This window comes from Acinetobacter sp. ANC 3882 (genome assembly GCF_022549545.1).
In the GTDB taxonomy this organism is placed as follows: domain Bacteria; phylum Pseudomonadota; class Gammaproteobacteria; order Pseudomonadales; family Moraxellaceae; genus Acinetobacter.
Genome location: NZ_JAKZGB010000002.1, coordinates 335,193 through 349,357, shown reverse-complemented (window position 1 = coordinate 349,357; position 14,165 = coordinate 335,193). Strand labels below are relative to the sequence as shown.

The window sequence follows — 14,165 nt, the reverse complement described above, 5'->3', positions numbered from 1 at the left end:
TTATAATACTTGATCTTTTTAATAAACCCCGCTATAAAATAGTGGGGTTTATTTATTGATATCAAATATGAAGTTTATAAAGCAAATTGAAATTAGAAAGTTTAGGTCTATCAACCACCTCAAAAGTTATAAAGCAAATGATTTAAATATATTTGTAGGGAAAAATGACCAAGGAAAATCTAACATTTTACGAGCTCTGAATCTTTTTTTTAATAATGAAACTGATATAAATAAAAAATTTCGCTTTGAGCAGGATTATTCCTTCAATGCTAGTACAGGTACTGGCTCAAGAAAAGAGATACGAATTGACCTCATAATATCCCTACCTAAAGGTAGATTTAATATTAACTCAGAAATAAAATGGACAAAAAAATGGAAGCAAGATGGATCAATAATTGATGAAAGAACTGTTATTAAAAATGGAAAAAAATTAGAACCCAATACAAATGTCTATAAGTGGTTGAACAAATTACGCTATAGATACGTCCCTGCCATAAAAAGTGAAACATACTTTCACAATCTAATGGAAGATCTACATGATGTTCTCAACTTAAAATTCAATGAGGAAATTAGTAAAAAAGGTACGAGATTTATTAGTGGACTACAAGATATAACTCAAAATATAACAAATGATTTATTTAGTTCTTTAGGCCTGAAAAATACTTTACAAGTTCCATCAGATTTTAAACAGCTTTTTTCAAAACTTGACTTTGGAGTAAATGATGATGGAAACATCTATCATTTAGCACAACGTGGGGATGGCATTAAAGTCAGACACATACCAATAATATTATTTCATATGGCAAAGGAAGAACAAAATCTTTCTATACCAGGCTATGTAAAGCCTGATACTATCTGGGGTTTTGAAGAACCCGAAAATAATTTAGAAATGAAATATTGTTTTGATCTAGCAACTGAATTTTTAAAATATGCTCAGGACTTGCAAATATTTGTAACTACTCACTCCCCTGCCTTTTATGCAATAAAGGAAGAGGAGAAAGTCAAAGTAGGCTTCATTTACAAGGATGAAACAAAATGTACTGTAGTTAAAGATATCATGCATGACGACGAAATTCATGATGAAATGGGGTTACTACCTTTAATAACACCATACATTAAGCAAATTAATGATTATAAAAATGAAAATTTATATTTAAAAAGCCAACTAGATAGTTTAGGGCACAGAATTAAATATGTTGTATTAACAGAAGATCAAGATACAAAATTTCTAGAGTCTTTTTTGGAACTACACGATTACCCAAAAACCATAACAGAAATAATTTCTTATTACACTTCATCTCAGCTCACAACGTCAGCTTTTAGTGTAGCTAAATATATTCATAGCAAAAGACCCGAAGTAAAAATAATTATACATCGTGATCAAGACTACTTAACTAAAGATGAAGTAACTGAGCTAAAAGAAAAAATTCAAAGAAATGGATATAATGCATTCATTACACCACATATCGACATAGAAAGCCTCTTCATAAACATAGATCACATTCATTACTTATATCCAGCTATTACTAAAGAAAATATACATAATTTGATAAATGAAAGTATTCAAGAGACTTATGAAGATTCAAAGAAAAGGTTTTTTAACCATCGGATGGTTTCAGTTAATGTAAAAGATAACCCTTATAAAGATATTCAATCTCTTGAAGAGGAGTTCGCAGAGAACATCCAAACATTATTTTATGGTAAGAAAGTATATGGCTTACTTACCAATAAACTAAACTCATTAGTGAGAGGTAGACCAAATTTGATTCAATCAAGCCCATATCTATTAAGAGATGAAATTTCTAGATTTTTCCAAACCTAATAGTTACCTACTGTATCAATTTCATATCATCTCGACTCTTTTCTTCTATCGAACGATAAGATATAAAATCTCGATTGCGACGCTATCGCTGAAAGGACAGAAAAGATGATGAATAAAGTACAAATATTATGTGTTACGACTGCACTAGTGGCATCGTCTTCTCTATGGGCAGCAGATACAGCCAACAACACGACAACCAATGCATCTAATGCTGTGCCTGAAAAAGCCATGCCCTATGGTGATAACCCAAGCTTAGGTCGTGTCTTGCTGTATAAAACAGGCAAAGGCATGCAGAATCTCGGTGATTCAATCCAAGGCGCATCTGAAAACACATCGCAAAAGATGAGTGAAAAATGGAAAAGCACCAAAGAATACTCATCTGAACAAGCTGAAATCGTGCAAGAGCAAACCAAGAAAGCAACACAATATACCGCTAAGAAATGGCAAGATACCAAAGATGCTGTGGTTGGAACCAATGAAGGTAATGTCCCAATCGAACGAGCTGGACTCAGCCAATCTTCAAATAACTAAATCCAGAACCTCTACGCAGTAGAGGTTTTTTTATGCTGCATCATTCAGCAAAATAGTACTATATCTTGACCCAATCAAAGACCATTTGCTCACATTGCTTTTGTTATAGTGATTTGAAAAATAGGCTTTAAATTTACAGTGTATGCTCAAAACATTCCTTGAACTTCACGATTTTTGCCGACACACTCAAGTGCATAGATTCATAGGACTGGAATTTTGCACATGACGCGACACCCTTTTAAAATTATTTTACTCACCTGCATCAGTGCGATCAGCTTTACTGCCTGCTCTACACTTTCCTCAACGAACACCACGGCCCAATCCTTGCAGCAAGTAAAGAATATTGGTGCATCACCCTCAACTGAAGGTAATCTTGCAAAACTGATCAAGCAGGAAAATCACTGCATGATTGAGTTTACTGGCTATTTCGATGGCGGTCAGGCCGTTGAACATTGGGCCTTTAATCAAAATGGTTTAATTTCAGCAAGCTCAACCACTCAGCACTATAAAGATAAATCGCTTGCTCAACCAACGACAGCAACTGCCTTTGATGTGCAAGATGCGACCGTTCAAGCTAATTTTCAAAAACTACAAAGTAATTTCAGTGCAAATAAGCTGGCGCAATGTCATTAATCCTATAAAAAACTCGTTGCATCTATCTCTAGCTGCAACGAGTCATGGCTTTTTAAACTATTTTTGGATCAATCTTTAAACTATAGAATAACCTTAATTTGGATTTAGCCCACTGGTTGCAGCAAGTAAATCAATACGTGGGAACACTAAACCAGTGCGTGTATCCGTAATTGGCTTACCTGTGACTCTCAAACGATTTACGGTTTGATCGATGGTCTCTGATGGCGTCACGCCATTGGCACGTAGCAACGCAATTGCGCCAGCCACATGCGGTGCAGCTTGTGAAGTTCCACCTTGAGTTTCACCCCCTGCTGTAATCATGGCACCAGGTGCAAGTAAAGTGACGAGTGAACCACCATTACTGAAACATGTCACTTTATCGGCTGCCGTGGTTGGATCAGAGCATTTCAATGGATTGCCCCATGACACACCGCCAATATTGCTATCGTAAACTGCACCGACGCGTACCGCGCCTGCCACACAGGCTGGTGAAGAAATTCCATCTGCAAATGCATCATTACCCGAAGCAACTACAGGTACGACACCTGCTGCACGTGCATTGGCAAAAGCAGTGCTATAACTGCTATTGCTACATTCAGATGTGTATTTCACCCCGGGTACACCTAAACTCAAATTAATTGCTTTGATGTTATAGGTTTGCGCATTATTCACGGCCCAGTTAATGCCTGCCAGAATATCGCTGTCATATGCGGTACTTGCCCATTGTCCTTGTGACCTGACTTTTCTAAAAACATCGATGCCAATAATTTTGGTTTTAGACGCAACTTTGGCAACAATGCCTGACACGTTGCTGCCATGTCCATCATCATCCAAGCTGTTATCATCAGGCGCACTGTCAAAAGCATAGACCACGCGACAGGTCGAAGATGGTGTATTTACCGCAGTACAACCAAAATCAGCATGCTTATAATTCACCCCCGTATCAATAACCACCACACTCGAGCCTTCTCCAGTAAAGCCATTGCTGACCGCTTGAGGTTGATTGATCAAGGGTAAACTTTGCAGGGTGGTCGGCACATTTTTACGGTTTGGATAAACCCCTTTGACAGAGGGGTCATTTAAAACCTGCGCTAAGGTTTCACGATTTTGAATACGGTATAGCCCTAGAGGCAAGCCATTAAACTCACGTAAGGTTTGAAAACCTGCTGCTTTGGCAAATTTATTTTTGAACTGACTTTTACCATCTGCAATCAGGCTGCGCTTTTCCCGCCCAAAAACAGTGCTGGTTGCACTACTATCGTACTCAATCAGTAAATCATTGGAATCGTTATCGACTAAGGCATCCACATTAATTTTGCCATTCGACACTTTGTTTAATGCTGCGGTGCTGAGTCGTTGTTTAAGTTGGACAGCATCGAGTGCTGCGGCAGAGGTTGTAGTGGTATAAAAAGCACATAAGCTTAAAAGTAATAAGGTTTTATTGTTCACTATTGATCTCCATCGTTCTTGGGTAAAGAACGGTTTTTTAATATCTGTTTTTCTTGGATAAAAGAAACCCAGACGATTTAAAGTTTTTTAATTTCATTGGCTGGATCAGTATCAGGATCAATCGGTTGTATCGAAGGATCGCTCTTGGTGTCATAAAATTGGGTATCTTTTTGAGTTGTCTCCAATTTTTTCAACATATGTGATGTGGTATGTTCGGTGGTGTTGGTCTCCTGTTTGGTTAAAGTGGTTGACATCGTCCCTGAAGGCTCAGGGCTGATCTGATAAATTGCGGTATCATCGGTTGAACTGGTCGGTTCGGCTGGTTCAAAGTAGAAAACCACCACGCCCAGTGCAATCAATACAACTACAAATGCTGCAATCTGTTTCATTTATATTCTCCAGCGCTTTATTTACTGGCCATTACTTGGTTTTCAATTCTTTTTCTATAAATAATGCGAATACAATTTAAGATTCACTTTATATTTCACATATATTTTTAAATAAAATACGATCTGAATCGCGGGTTTATCTAAAAAATATAACGGCATAATGCTGTTTAATTCTGTGCTTCCCATAGTGGAGTTTCTAGTCACAGGAAACACGATGAAAAATATGAAATTGCTAAAAAACTGCAATCACAATTTCACATAGTTATACCAAGCAATAAAAATGCCATTATTTTGATCTTTTTTGAATCGGTTAAAAGCTATTTATTTATTCATAATTTTCATATTCATTCTGTTAAAACATAACCAGATCAAGAGCATTTTTTAGCTTAAAATCTAGCTAAAACTGATGATTTACATGTGCCTATATCATAAAAAAAGCGATCATTTTCACGTTCTAATACGTGTAATCAATCTCCACAATTCCTTTCTAAAGTATTTTTAAGCGGTAATCTGGTTGTAACGTTTTGATGAAATCCATAGATTTCAACTTTTAATCAAAATGGTTTAGTTGCAGCAGTTCTACAGACTGGCAAGATAAAATGCTTGCTCAACCATCAAGATTAATTACCTTTGATGTGCAAAACCTCTACCGTTCAAGCCAACTTTCAAAAACTACAAAGTAACTTTAGTTCGGATAAGCTAGCGCAGTGTCATTAAGCACATAAAAAAACTCGTTGCATCTATCTCTAGCTGCAACGAGCGACGAATTTTTCAATCTACACTTAAATCAATATTTATTGATTACCTCTGAACGCGGCTAAAACATCTACCCTAGGGAACACCAAACCTGTCCGTGTATCAGTCACTTGCTTGCCTGTAGCTCTTAAACGATAAATGGTTTGATCAATATTTTCAGAATTCTGCAAATTATTAGATCTTAACAATGCAATTACACCTGCGACATGTAGTGCTGCTTGTGATGTACCACGCATGTTATACCCACCAGCAGTAATATATGCGCCGGGAGCCAGTAATGTCACTAAAGAGCCTCCATTACTGAAACAGGTCACTTGATCTGCTTGCGTTGTGGACTCATTACAAACAGATGAGTTGAATTCACCTATATTCGAATCATAAACAGCGCCTACACGCACAGCACCTGTAGCACAGGCTGGTGAAGTAATGCCATCGGCAAAGCCATCATTACCAGCAGCAACAACAGGAACTACCCCCACATTACGTGCTCTCACAAAAGCAGCACTATAACTACTATTTCTGCATTCAGTTGTATATTTTACCCCAGCCCAAGCTATGCTTAAGTTAACCGCTTTAATGCTATAGGCTTTGGCATTATTCACCGTCCAGTTTAATCCTGCCAAAAGATCACTATCATAGGTAACATTTCTCGTCCCGCCTCCTTGTACGTTCTCTTTTCTAAATACGTCAATCCCAATGATTTTAGTACTCGGCGCAACTTTGGCAATAATCCCTGACACGTTACTGCCATGTCCATGATCATCTAAACTATTATCATTGGGTGCACTATCAAAAGCATAAACCACACGACAGGTCGATGCTGGGCTATTGACTGCGGTACATTTGCCAAAGTCATCATGGGTATAATTTACACCCGTATCAAGCACCGCAACACTGGTTCCCTCCCCCGTATACCCACTGTTTACAACTTGTGGCTGATTAATCAACGGTAGACTTTGCATCGTGGTTAGCACATTTTTACGATTTGGATAAACCGCTTTGACCGAGGGATCACTTAAAACTCGTGCTAAGGTTTCACGGTTTTGAATACGATATAAACCTAAAGGAAAACCATTGAACTCACGTAAAGTTTGAAAGCCCACAGCCTTGGTAAATTTACTTTTAAACTGGCTTTTACCCTCTGTAATCAAATTTCGTTGTTCTTGCCCAGAGGCCGTGCCAGCTGCCTTCGTGTCATATTCAATCAGTAGATCATTTGAGTCATTATCGACAAGCGCATTGATATTAATTTGTCCCTGCACCAATTTACTTAATGCCGCGGTGTTAAGTCGTTGCTTAAGCTCGACAGCATTGATAGTTGCAGCAGTAGCAGTGGTTGCACACAAAATATATAAACCTGTAAATAATAATATTTTATTTTTCACTTTTAATCTCCATCATTCTTCAATGAAGAATGTTTGATTCTTTAGTTTTCTGGAAAGAGAAGCCAAGTTGATTTAAAGCTGTTTAATTTCATTGGCTTGATCAGTATCAGGATCAATTGGTTGTATAGAAGGATCACTTTTAGTGTCATATAATTCAGAGCCTTGCTGGGAAGTATCCAATTGATCCCCTAGAATTGAATTCACCTGTTCTTTTGTTTTAGCCTCCGTTGATTTTATTTCTGTTTTATTTTTTTCAGAATGAGTCTGACTAGTTTGATAGACCGCTTTATCTTCTTGCGAACTTGTCGTTCCAGACGACTGAAAATAAAAAATCATCAAGCCCAGTCCCATTAAGACAAGTAAAAATGCTGCTATCTTTTTCATTCATATTCTCCATTATTTTATATTGACCCTGCTGATGTAGCTTTCAGTCTTCCAATACGCTCATGATTTTTCATTGAATTTAAAACCATTAAAATCATAATCTTATGAAATATTTAATCGCATTTTCATCTATTTACGACCAACGATGAACCGTCCCATTGAGATAAATATTGAAAATGTGAAGATCCTTAAATAAGGAAATCTTCATTCCATCAAGGCACGACTAGAACTAAGAAATTATGATTTCGATTCTTTTTTAATCTTTTTATAATTATTTAGATGTACTTAATTTGTATATTTATTATTCTTAACAAAATAAAGGATCTAGAATTCCATCTTTAAACATCCTAAGTTATTATTTTAAAAAAACAAATAAAATACATAAATTACAATAGCTTAAATTAACAAAAAATTATCATATTCACGTGCTTAAAAACATAATCGATCTCCACAATTCCCTTCTAAAGTGTTTTTAAGCTGTAATCAGGTTGTAACGTTTTGATGAAATCCATAGATTTCTACTTTTTGCTCGCTATGATGCAATTGCGTTGATGAAGTACCCCAATACGGTACATCGCTTAAGGAAATCGCAATGAAAAAAATGATCAAAACAGCTATCGTGACAACAAGTATCCTCGCTTCTGCTTCAGTTTTTGCACAGAACGTTGGGGCAAATGCCAGCGGCTCAGCTCAAGTCAATGTACAACCGAGCGGCCTGATTAAAGGCGTAACGGGTGCAGTGAAAGGCACCGCACAAGGTGTGGGTCAAGTGGCTCAAGGTGTTGGTCATACTGCACATAATGTCGGTCATGCTGCGGTCAACACAGGTGTTGCAACCACTCATCAAACAGTAAGCACTGCAACGAATGTGGGTTCACACGTTGTCAATAAAACAGGTGAAGCCGTAAAAAATACCAAAGACTATGCTGTAGACAAAGCCGTTGATGGTAAAGAGTTTGCAGCCGATACCACTGCAAATGTCAAAAAACGTATTGAAGACAAAAAAGCATCTAACCAACCTAAATCGTTAAATTTAGGTGCGCAAACCAATGCTCAAGCACAAGTGAATGGTAAAACCTCTGGTGTGAATGCAAAAACAGGGTTGAATGCTGATAAAAAGAACCTGCAAACAGGTGCGAATGTCGGCGTTAAAGTGTTAGGCGTGAATGCAAACGTCAACACCAATGCAAAAATTGGTGCGAATTAACCTTCTATAAAATATAAAAAAAGCCCTTTGAATGTTTAAAGGGCTTTTTTTATTGTGATTGCAAGATTCAGCAGAGTTGTAGCTTGGTCTGCTCGTCTGCGTTGTTCTCAATAAATTGAGTAAAACCAGATGCATCACAGCTTAAAGTCAGTTGCTTATAGCTCAGACTATAAAAATCTGCATAGTGTTTAAACACCAGTGGGGATTGATCCAGTGCAAATGGTTCACCGTCTTTGACCAGTTTATGAATCCCACGGTCATTCATGGTGAGAAAATAATATTCGTCATTCAATCTGAGTTTGACCAAAGCATTTGCCGTGAGATTTAAGGGCAATAAATACGCTTGGTTTGCTGCAATGATTTCAGCTGTATAACTTTCCAGTTTCAAGCTGGCTAAATTAAATACCACAAAGTGATTTTGTGCTGTCACCACATTGGCTGGCAATGCCGCTGCATGTTGAACAAAGTGCAGATGTACCCCAAGCTTATGTAAATTTTGTTCCGTACCTTGCTTTAAATTAAACAGTTGCTGTACCAGTTTCTGTTTGAGAACGGCATCAAAATAACGCTCATCTAAAGCAATCTCGTTCTGTTCCAAAATTTTGAGCAAAGCCTGATTATGCCGCTGTAATAAAGCATCCAACACATGACGATAATAGAACTTACTTTGCTTTTTAACCTCTCGAACCCGCTTATAGAAATAAGTGATTTCAAATGGTTTAACCACAAAATCATTCAACAGCTGGGAACTTGCTAAAACAGACAGTGCTTCATGACCAGTAAATGGCAAATGAATGACATGCATTTTAGGCAATAAAGGCTGGATCTTTAAAAAATGCTCTTTATCTTCTGCATAGTAAGGATCATAGACGATAATGTATTCACGTGATGAATCGACCTCATCAGCCTGAATCTGCATATCGTGATGGATAGATGCATCAAAAAATTCAGCATAACGGCGATCCTGTACTACATCCGGGTCAATTGAATACTGCGGTACAAATGCCACTATTTTTTGCATATTCAATAAATTTGAATACTTGATCGCAGCATAGCCGCCCATAGAGCCACCATAGCCAACAATCCCTTTGAATTGTTCTAAAATTGGCTGAATCTGCTGCTGCATCTGGAGCATGCTGCTTTTAGGAAACCATGATTTCTGCTTCGGCATGATGCCGATCACATTGTATTGATATTTTATTAACGATTTTTCAGCATTGATTGACATGCCTTTAGCGCGACTAATCAAATCGCCAAACGAAATCACTAAAGTGTCACTTGAACCTTTTAAAAAAATAACGCGAATATGCTCATCTTCAAATATTATTTGCTTATCCATGCTCACACTGAAAAGTTGATCCTAGGCTTGTAGCAAAAAGTCACCAAATGGTGGCTTTGCCAAACCATAATTGCGGAGTATCTTATTTTATAGAGATAAGACAGATTAAAAAGCGCAAAAAATGACACAATCCTTACATCCTACCGCACAAAAAGGCTTTAGTTTAGGGGCTGAACTCTACCAACAGGTTCGCCCTAGTTACCCGCAAGAAATAGCGGTTTGGCTGCAAGATCGGCTCCAACTAGGTGAAAATTCCACTGTTATTGACCTCGGTGCAGGGACTGGCAAATTCTTACCTTACCTGATTCAAACACAGGCCAAAGTGATCGCAGTCGAGCCCGTTACTGAAATGTTGCAGCAACTACAGCTGGCCTATCCCTCTGTTGAATGTGTACAAGCATCCAGCACACAACTTCCCTTAAAAGATGCATCAATTGATGCGATTCTCTGTGCTCAATCTTTCCACTGGTTTGCCAATATCGAAACGCTCAGTGAAATGCATCGCGTACTCAAGCCATCAGGTCATTTAGGGCTGATCTGGAATCAGCGGGATACCAATGTCGACTGGGTCAAAGCATTGGCTGATGAAATCGCGCCTCTAGAAGGAGATACACCGCGCTACCATAGTGAGTTATGGAAACAGGTTTTCGAGAATCAGCAGTTGTTTAATTTGATCGAATTGCACACCTTTCAGCAGCAACATCAGGGCACGGTAGAACAAGTGGTCAGTAAACGCCTACTTTCAACCAGTTTTATTGCAGCCATGCCTGCCGCAGAGCAACAACAACTTAAAGCGAAGTTTGAACAAATTGTATTTGATTTTACAGGCTTAACTGCGCAAGATCAGATTAGTTTCCCCTATACCACGTTTGCGTATCATTCTCAGAAAATATCAAATTAATCCTTGAACGAGTTGAGCTATGCCTAATCTTAAAATCACATTTGCCATCACCTGTGTACTCAGTTCAGCACTCATGCTCAGTGCATGCAATAAAGACAAAGAGCCTTCTGCCCATAAAGAGCAGCCAAGCAGCTCAACCAATGACGCGATTGGCCAGCTCAACCAAACACCGATCAAGCAGTTTCCTGCCACAGCTGATGATGGTCATGATATTGCGATTTTAGAAGATTATGACAAGCGCTTTACCGACATGAGCGATAGCATGGAAATTGAATTGGCCAAGATGAAAGAAGCCAATACGTTAACCCCTGAATTTGAGCAGCAACGTCAAAAAGACAATGTGAAATCTGCACTTGCCATGCTGAAAGATTTGGAGTTAAAAACGGAACAAGGGCGTTATATTCAAGGCTTGCTTTATGATTATTGGGAACAACAAGCCAAAGTTTTAGAACAAGGAACTGCATCGACTCAGACGCAAACGGATGCAAATAAACAAGTGAATCATCTGAGTGAATATTTGCATGCACAAAGCCAATTACACCACTGGAAAAGTGCACAAGCACCTGAAACCAAAATGCAGGCTGAATAATTCTCACCTATAAAAAAAGAGGGTTTTTCCCTCTTTTTTTTATTTATTAGAAGATCTACTTAAATATTTTGTTTTTCGATCCACTGAATCGAACTCACGCGGAATAATTCACACGCACCATCGCCAATACCACCTGGCGTCAGTGATGATTTCCAAACTAGATCCTTATCACGAATCTCGACCAGCTCACCTTTTAACTGCACTAAATCTCCACGCTTCACCTGCTTGATTTGTTTGGCAATTTCAGGATTGGCAGGAATAATGTGCATATTGGACACCATTTTAATCGCTTGGTCTGGTGGCACAGGCAATTTGGTCATTTTCCAATTCAGATAACGGTCATACTGACGAACGTCAATCGTCCGTGCAATCTCAGGTTCAGCAAAAAGGCCTAGGCTAACAGCATAGTCAATCGGAGAAAATTTAGCTTGTTCATCATCATGGTAGACTTTTGATCCGAGAATACGGAAGTTGCCATCAAAAGGCTTAAGGACTGAAATCGATTGATATTTCACAACTGGTGATAAACCATTGGCGATATTATATTCTTCACCACTGGTCGATGCATGTGTTTGCCCAATTGCAACAACCATGCATAAACTCATCCATAGACGTTTTTTCATGGCTCAATCATCCTCAAAATAACGAAAAACTTAGAAAAGCAGTTCTCTTCATAGTATGCTTAGATGGTGAAAAAAAGTGCTTTATTTGGTAACAATCCAGCTCACTTTGGTCATATTTTTGTGGTTTAGTTACCGTATCCTCTTTTCTGAATCAACGAATGGAATTCTATGATTTACCAATTCTATCAACGTCGGGTGTTTCCTCATTTACTTAATCAAATCATGCAAACGGCAAGCTTAATGGATCGACGTCGTGAATTACTGCTGCCGATTGAAGGTGAAGTTCTCGAAATTGGTTTTGGTACAGGCCTGAATATTCCCTTTTATGGCAATGTGGACTCAGTGTACGCCTTGGAACCCAATCCTGATATTTATCAATTGGCGGTTGATCGTGTACAACATGCGCCGTTTTACGTGAAACATGTTCAATCCAGCGCAGAGAAACTACCTTTTGCAGATGCATCTCTGGATCACATTGTCTCGACTTGGACCTTATGCAGCATTGCGCATTTAGATCAAGCACTGGCAGAAATCTATCGAGTTCTTAAACCGACGGGAACCTTTCATCTGGTTGAGCATGTCAAACATCCAAACTCTGCAAAAATACAGTCTCTGCAAACGCTACTAACCCCAATTCAAAAACGCATTGCCGATGGCTGCCATCTGAACCGAGACATTGAACGTCAGCTCTTACAAGCCAAATTTGAATTCATCGAAAAAGAATATTTTGATGCAGAAGGTATTCCAATGCTTGCACAGACCATGCTGTTGGCACGTGTGCAAAAATTAGATATTGCTCATTGATCATCAAAATCAATGCGCAAGGTTTCAAAACGGATACGCCCTTCTGTTACCGCTTGAGCAATAGCCTGCTGTCCTTTGCTTAAGCGCGCCCCACCACTTTTAATATCCAACAAAATAACTTCAATATCTTCGGCGGTGCCATCACCGTCGCGAAAGTCGGTATAACCATCAAAAATAACATAATCAACAGGATCGCCTAAAAACTTGGCATCGCTTGGCAGATAGCGAAATTCAGGCAAGATCGGTGCAAATTGTTCAGCCATTTTGCCTTTCAATACTGCACGGCTGGTATTTACACTACGCTTCTGCGCATCAAGCAAAGCCTGTTTATGTTCCAGTTCAAGTTCAGCGATATATTTTTCATACTCTGCCTGAATCCGACCGTTACGTGTGCTCGACAAAATAATCGTGGTGATGACGACACCAATACAGCCACCAATCAGCATTGCAAGCCAAACCGACATATCAACCTTCCTTCTCTTTGCTGCCGCTATTTAACTGCAACATTAAACTTTTGTCATGTGTAACACACTCGACGCAAAAAGATGCTAAGGTATGAATGAATATGAGCGCATAGTTAAATAAATCTAATTTCATGAAGACAATATTAATCGCAAATCAAAAAGGTGGCTGTGGCAAGACCATGACAGCTATTACACTCGCTGCCGCATTATCACAAAAAGGCTATAAGGTCGCGCTGGCAGATGCTGACAACCAAAAATCATCATTACAATGGTTAAAGCAACGCCCTGATACGGTCACAGGCATTCAAAGTCTGGATTGGCGACATGAAAAATCGATTGGTGAAGCGCCCAAAAATTTAGATTATTTAATTATTGATGCTCCAGGCGCACTCTCAGGTGAACATGCCGAACAATTGATCAGTGAAGCACATGCGATTGTGACCCCATTACAGCCCTCTTTTTTTGATATCGATAGTACTCGTCGCTTTTTAAAACATCTGCAAGACATCAAACGCATTCGTAAAGGCAAAGTGCAAATCTTGCTGATTGCCAATCGAGTCAAACCGAACAGCGCCAGCTCAAAGGATATTCAAGACTTCTTTAGCAAAATTGAACAAGATCCTGTGGCATGGATTTCAGAACGCAGTGCTTATGGCACTTTGGCGATGCAAGGGCTCAGTGTTTTTGATAAAACCCAGAAAAATTATGTCAGCATCCAAAGCCAATGGCAGCCCGTTTTAAATCAGTTGGTGGATGATCCCAGCGAGTGGTTTTAAGCTTTGCAAAGAAACGTAATCTTTTGATATCAAATCTTAAAAGTGGGAAATGAAAATTTCCCTTAAGCACTTTTTCAGTTAAGATGGTTTTATTCAATTTCTAGCACTAGAGA

At 38.7% G+C, this 14,165-nt stretch carries 15 protein-coding genes; 8 read left to right on the top strand and 7 right to left on the bottom strand.

What is annotated here, in order from left to right; translation table 11 throughout:
* The first annotated feature begins 67 nt into the window (after positions 1-67).
* The 3 genes from MMO42_RS06765 to MMO42_RS06755 all read left to right on the top strand — a co-directional run bounded on the left by MMO42_RS06765 (position 68) and on the right by MMO42_RS06755 (position 2,986).
* The gene (locus MMO42_RS06765; protein ID WP_241319819.1) at positions 68-1,822 is read left to right on the top strand and encodes an AAA family ATPase; all 1,755 of its coding nucleotides are present in this window, start codon (positions 68-70) and stop codon (positions 1,820-1,822) included.
* Positions 1,823-1,927: 105 nt separating this feature from the next.
* Positions 1,928-2,353, top strand: coding sequence for a hypothetical protein (locus MMO42_RS06760; RefSeq protein ID WP_241319818.1), 426 nt, complete (start codon positions 1,928-1,930; stop codon positions 2,351-2,353).
* A gap of 222 nt (positions 2,354-2,575) precedes the next feature.
* The gene (locus tag MMO42_RS06755; RefSeq protein WP_241319817.1) at positions 2,576-2,986 is read left to right on the top strand and encodes a hypothetical protein; all 411 of its coding nucleotides are present in this window, start codon (positions 2,576-2,578) and stop codon (positions 2,984-2,986) included.
* A 93-nt stretch (positions 2,987-3,079) separates the two neighbouring features.
* Here MMO42_RS06755 and MMO42_RS06750 read toward each other — a convergent pair whose 3' ends face one another.
* The 4 genes from MMO42_RS06750 to MMO42_RS06735 all read right to left on the bottom strand — a co-directional run bounded on the left by MMO42_RS06750 (position 3,080) and on the right by MMO42_RS06735 (position 7,349).
* A complete protein-coding gene (locus MMO42_RS06750) occupies positions 3,080-4,435 on the bottom strand; it encodes a S8 family serine peptidase (protein WP_241319816.1) in 1,356 nt (451 codons plus the stop codon).
* Positions 4,436-4,512: 77 nt separating this feature from the next.
* A complete protein-coding gene (locus MMO42_RS06745; RefSeq protein ID WP_241319815.1) occupies positions 4,513-4,824 on the bottom strand; it encodes a hypothetical protein in 312 nt (103 codons plus the stop codon).
* Positions 4,825-5,618: 794 nt separating this feature from the next.
* Positions 5,619-6,965, bottom strand: coding sequence for a S8 family serine peptidase (locus MMO42_RS06740; protein ID WP_241319814.1), 1,347 nt, complete (start codon positions 6,963-6,965; stop codon positions 5,619-5,621).
* A gap of 72 nt (positions 6,966-7,037) precedes the next feature.
* Positions 7,038-7,349: a hypothetical protein gene (locus MMO42_RS06735; RefSeq protein ID WP_241319813.1), complete on the bottom strand. Its 312-nt coding sequence runs from the start codon at positions 7,347-7,349 to the stop codon at positions 7,038-7,040.
* A 592-nt stretch (positions 7,350-7,941) separates the two neighbouring features.
* Between MMO42_RS06735 and MMO42_RS06730 the strand changes: the two genes are divergently transcribed.
* Positions 7,942-8,556, top strand: coding sequence for a hypothetical protein (locus MMO42_RS06730; protein WP_241319812.1), 615 nt, complete (start codon positions 7,942-7,944; stop codon positions 8,554-8,556).
* A 67-nt stretch (positions 8,557-8,623) separates the two neighbouring features.
* Here the strand turns inward: MMO42_RS06730 and MMO42_RS06725 are convergent, their stop codons facing one another.
* Positions 8,624-9,895, bottom strand: a complete 1,272-nt coding sequence (locus tag MMO42_RS06725) for a hypothetical protein (protein ID WP_241319811.1) — start codon at positions 9,893-9,895, stop codon at positions 8,624-8,626.
* Between the two features lie 121 nt (positions 9,896-10,016).
* On the opposite strand from MMO42_RS06725, the gene MMO42_RS06720 reads away from it, so the two are divergent.
* Both MMO42_RS06720 and MMO42_RS06715 read left to right on the top strand, forming a co-directional pair.
* Positions 10,017-10,796 (top strand): class I SAM-dependent methyltransferase, encoded by a 780-nt coding sequence (locus MMO42_RS06720; protein WP_241319810.1) that lies wholly within the window; start codon positions 10,017-10,019, stop codon positions 10,794-10,796.
* Positions 10,797-10,815: 19 nt separating this feature from the next.
* Positions 10,816-11,385, top strand: a complete 570-nt coding sequence (locus tag MMO42_RS06715) for a hypothetical protein (protein ID WP_241319809.1) — start codon at positions 10,816-10,818, stop codon at positions 11,383-11,385.
* Positions 11,386-11,444: 59 nt separating this feature from the next.
* Here MMO42_RS06715 and MMO42_RS06710 read toward each other — a convergent pair whose 3' ends face one another.
* Positions 11,445-12,008 carry a hypothetical protein gene (locus tag MMO42_RS06710; RefSeq protein ID WP_241319808.1) on the bottom strand — a complete coding sequence of 188 codons (564 nt, stop codon included), beginning with the start codon at positions 12,006-12,008 and terminating at the stop codon, positions 11,445-11,447.
* A 168-nt stretch (positions 12,009-12,176) separates the two neighbouring features.
* Between MMO42_RS06710 and MMO42_RS06705 the strand changes: the two genes are divergently transcribed.
* On the top strand, positions 12,177-12,812 hold the full coding sequence (locus MMO42_RS06705) for a class I SAM-dependent methyltransferase (protein WP_241319807.1): 636 nt from the start codon (positions 12,177-12,179) through the stop codon (positions 12,810-12,812).
* Here MMO42_RS06705 and MMO42_RS06700 read toward each other — a convergent pair.
* Complete coding sequence (locus MMO42_RS06700) at positions 12,806-13,276, bottom strand: Holliday junction resolvase-like protein (protein ID WP_005297276.1); 471 nt, start codon at positions 13,274-13,276, stop codon at positions 12,806-12,808. The genes MMO42_RS06705 and MMO42_RS06700 overlap by 7 nt on opposite strands.
* Positions 13,277-13,407: 131 nt before the next feature.
* Between MMO42_RS06700 and MMO42_RS06695 the strand changes: the two genes are divergently transcribed.
* A complete protein-coding gene (locus MMO42_RS06695) occupies positions 13,408-14,052 on the top strand; it encodes a ParA family protein (protein ID WP_241319806.1) in 645 nt (214 codons plus the stop codon).
* Positions 14,053-14,165 lie beyond the last annotated feature (113 nt).

What these genes read in the sequence shown, in the direction of transcription:
- MMO42_RS06765 (WP_241319819.1), top strand. Translation starts at nt 68, where the DNA reads ATGAAGTTTATAAAGCAAATTGAAATTAGAAAGTTTAGGTCTATCAAC.
- MMO42_RS06760 (WP_241319818.1), top strand. Translation starts at nt 1,928, where the DNA reads ATGATGAATAAAGTACAAATATTATGTGTTACGACTGCACTAGTGGCA.
- MMO42_RS06755 (WP_241319817.1), top strand. Translation starts at nt 2,576, where the DNA reads ATGACGCGACACCCTTTTAAAATTATTTTACTCACCTGCATCAGTGCG.
- MMO42_RS06745 (WP_241319815.1), bottom strand. Translation starts at nt 4,824, where the DNA reads ATGAAACAGATTGCAGCATTTGTAGTTGTATTGATTGCACTGGGCGTG.
- MMO42_RS06735 (WP_241319813.1), bottom strand. Translation starts at nt 7,349, where the DNA reads ATGAAAAAGATAGCAGCATTTTTACTTGTCTTAATGGGACTGGGCTTG.
- MMO42_RS06730 (WP_241319812.1), top strand. Translation starts at nt 7,942, where the DNA reads ATGAAAAAAATGATCAAAACAGCTATCGTGACAACAAGTATCCTCGCT.
- MMO42_RS06725 (WP_241319811.1), bottom strand. Translation starts at nt 9,895, where the DNA reads ATGGATAAGCAAATAATATTTGAAGATGAGCATATTCGCGTTATTTTT.
- MMO42_RS06720 (WP_241319810.1), top strand. Translation starts at nt 10,017, where the DNA reads ATGACACAATCCTTACATCCTACCGCACAAAAAGGCTTTAGTTTAGGG.
- MMO42_RS06715 (WP_241319809.1), top strand. Translation starts at nt 10,816, where the DNA reads ATGCCTAATCTTAAAATCACATTTGCCATCACCTGTGTACTCAGTTCA.
- MMO42_RS06710 (WP_241319808.1), bottom strand. Translation starts at nt 12,008, where the DNA reads ATGAAAAAACGTCTATGGATGAGTTTATGCATGGTTGTTGCAATTGGG.
- MMO42_RS06705 (WP_241319807.1), top strand. Translation starts at nt 12,177, where the DNA reads ATGATTTACCAATTCTATCAACGTCGGGTGTTTCCTCATTTACTTAAT.
- MMO42_RS06700 (WP_005297276.1), bottom strand. Translation starts at nt 13,276, where the DNA reads ATGTCGGTTTGGCTTGCAATGCTGATTGGTGGCTGTATTGGTGTCGTC.
- MMO42_RS06695 (WP_241319806.1), top strand. Translation starts at nt 13,408, where the DNA reads ATGAAGACAATATTAATCGCAAATCAAAAAGGTGGCTGTGGCAAGACC.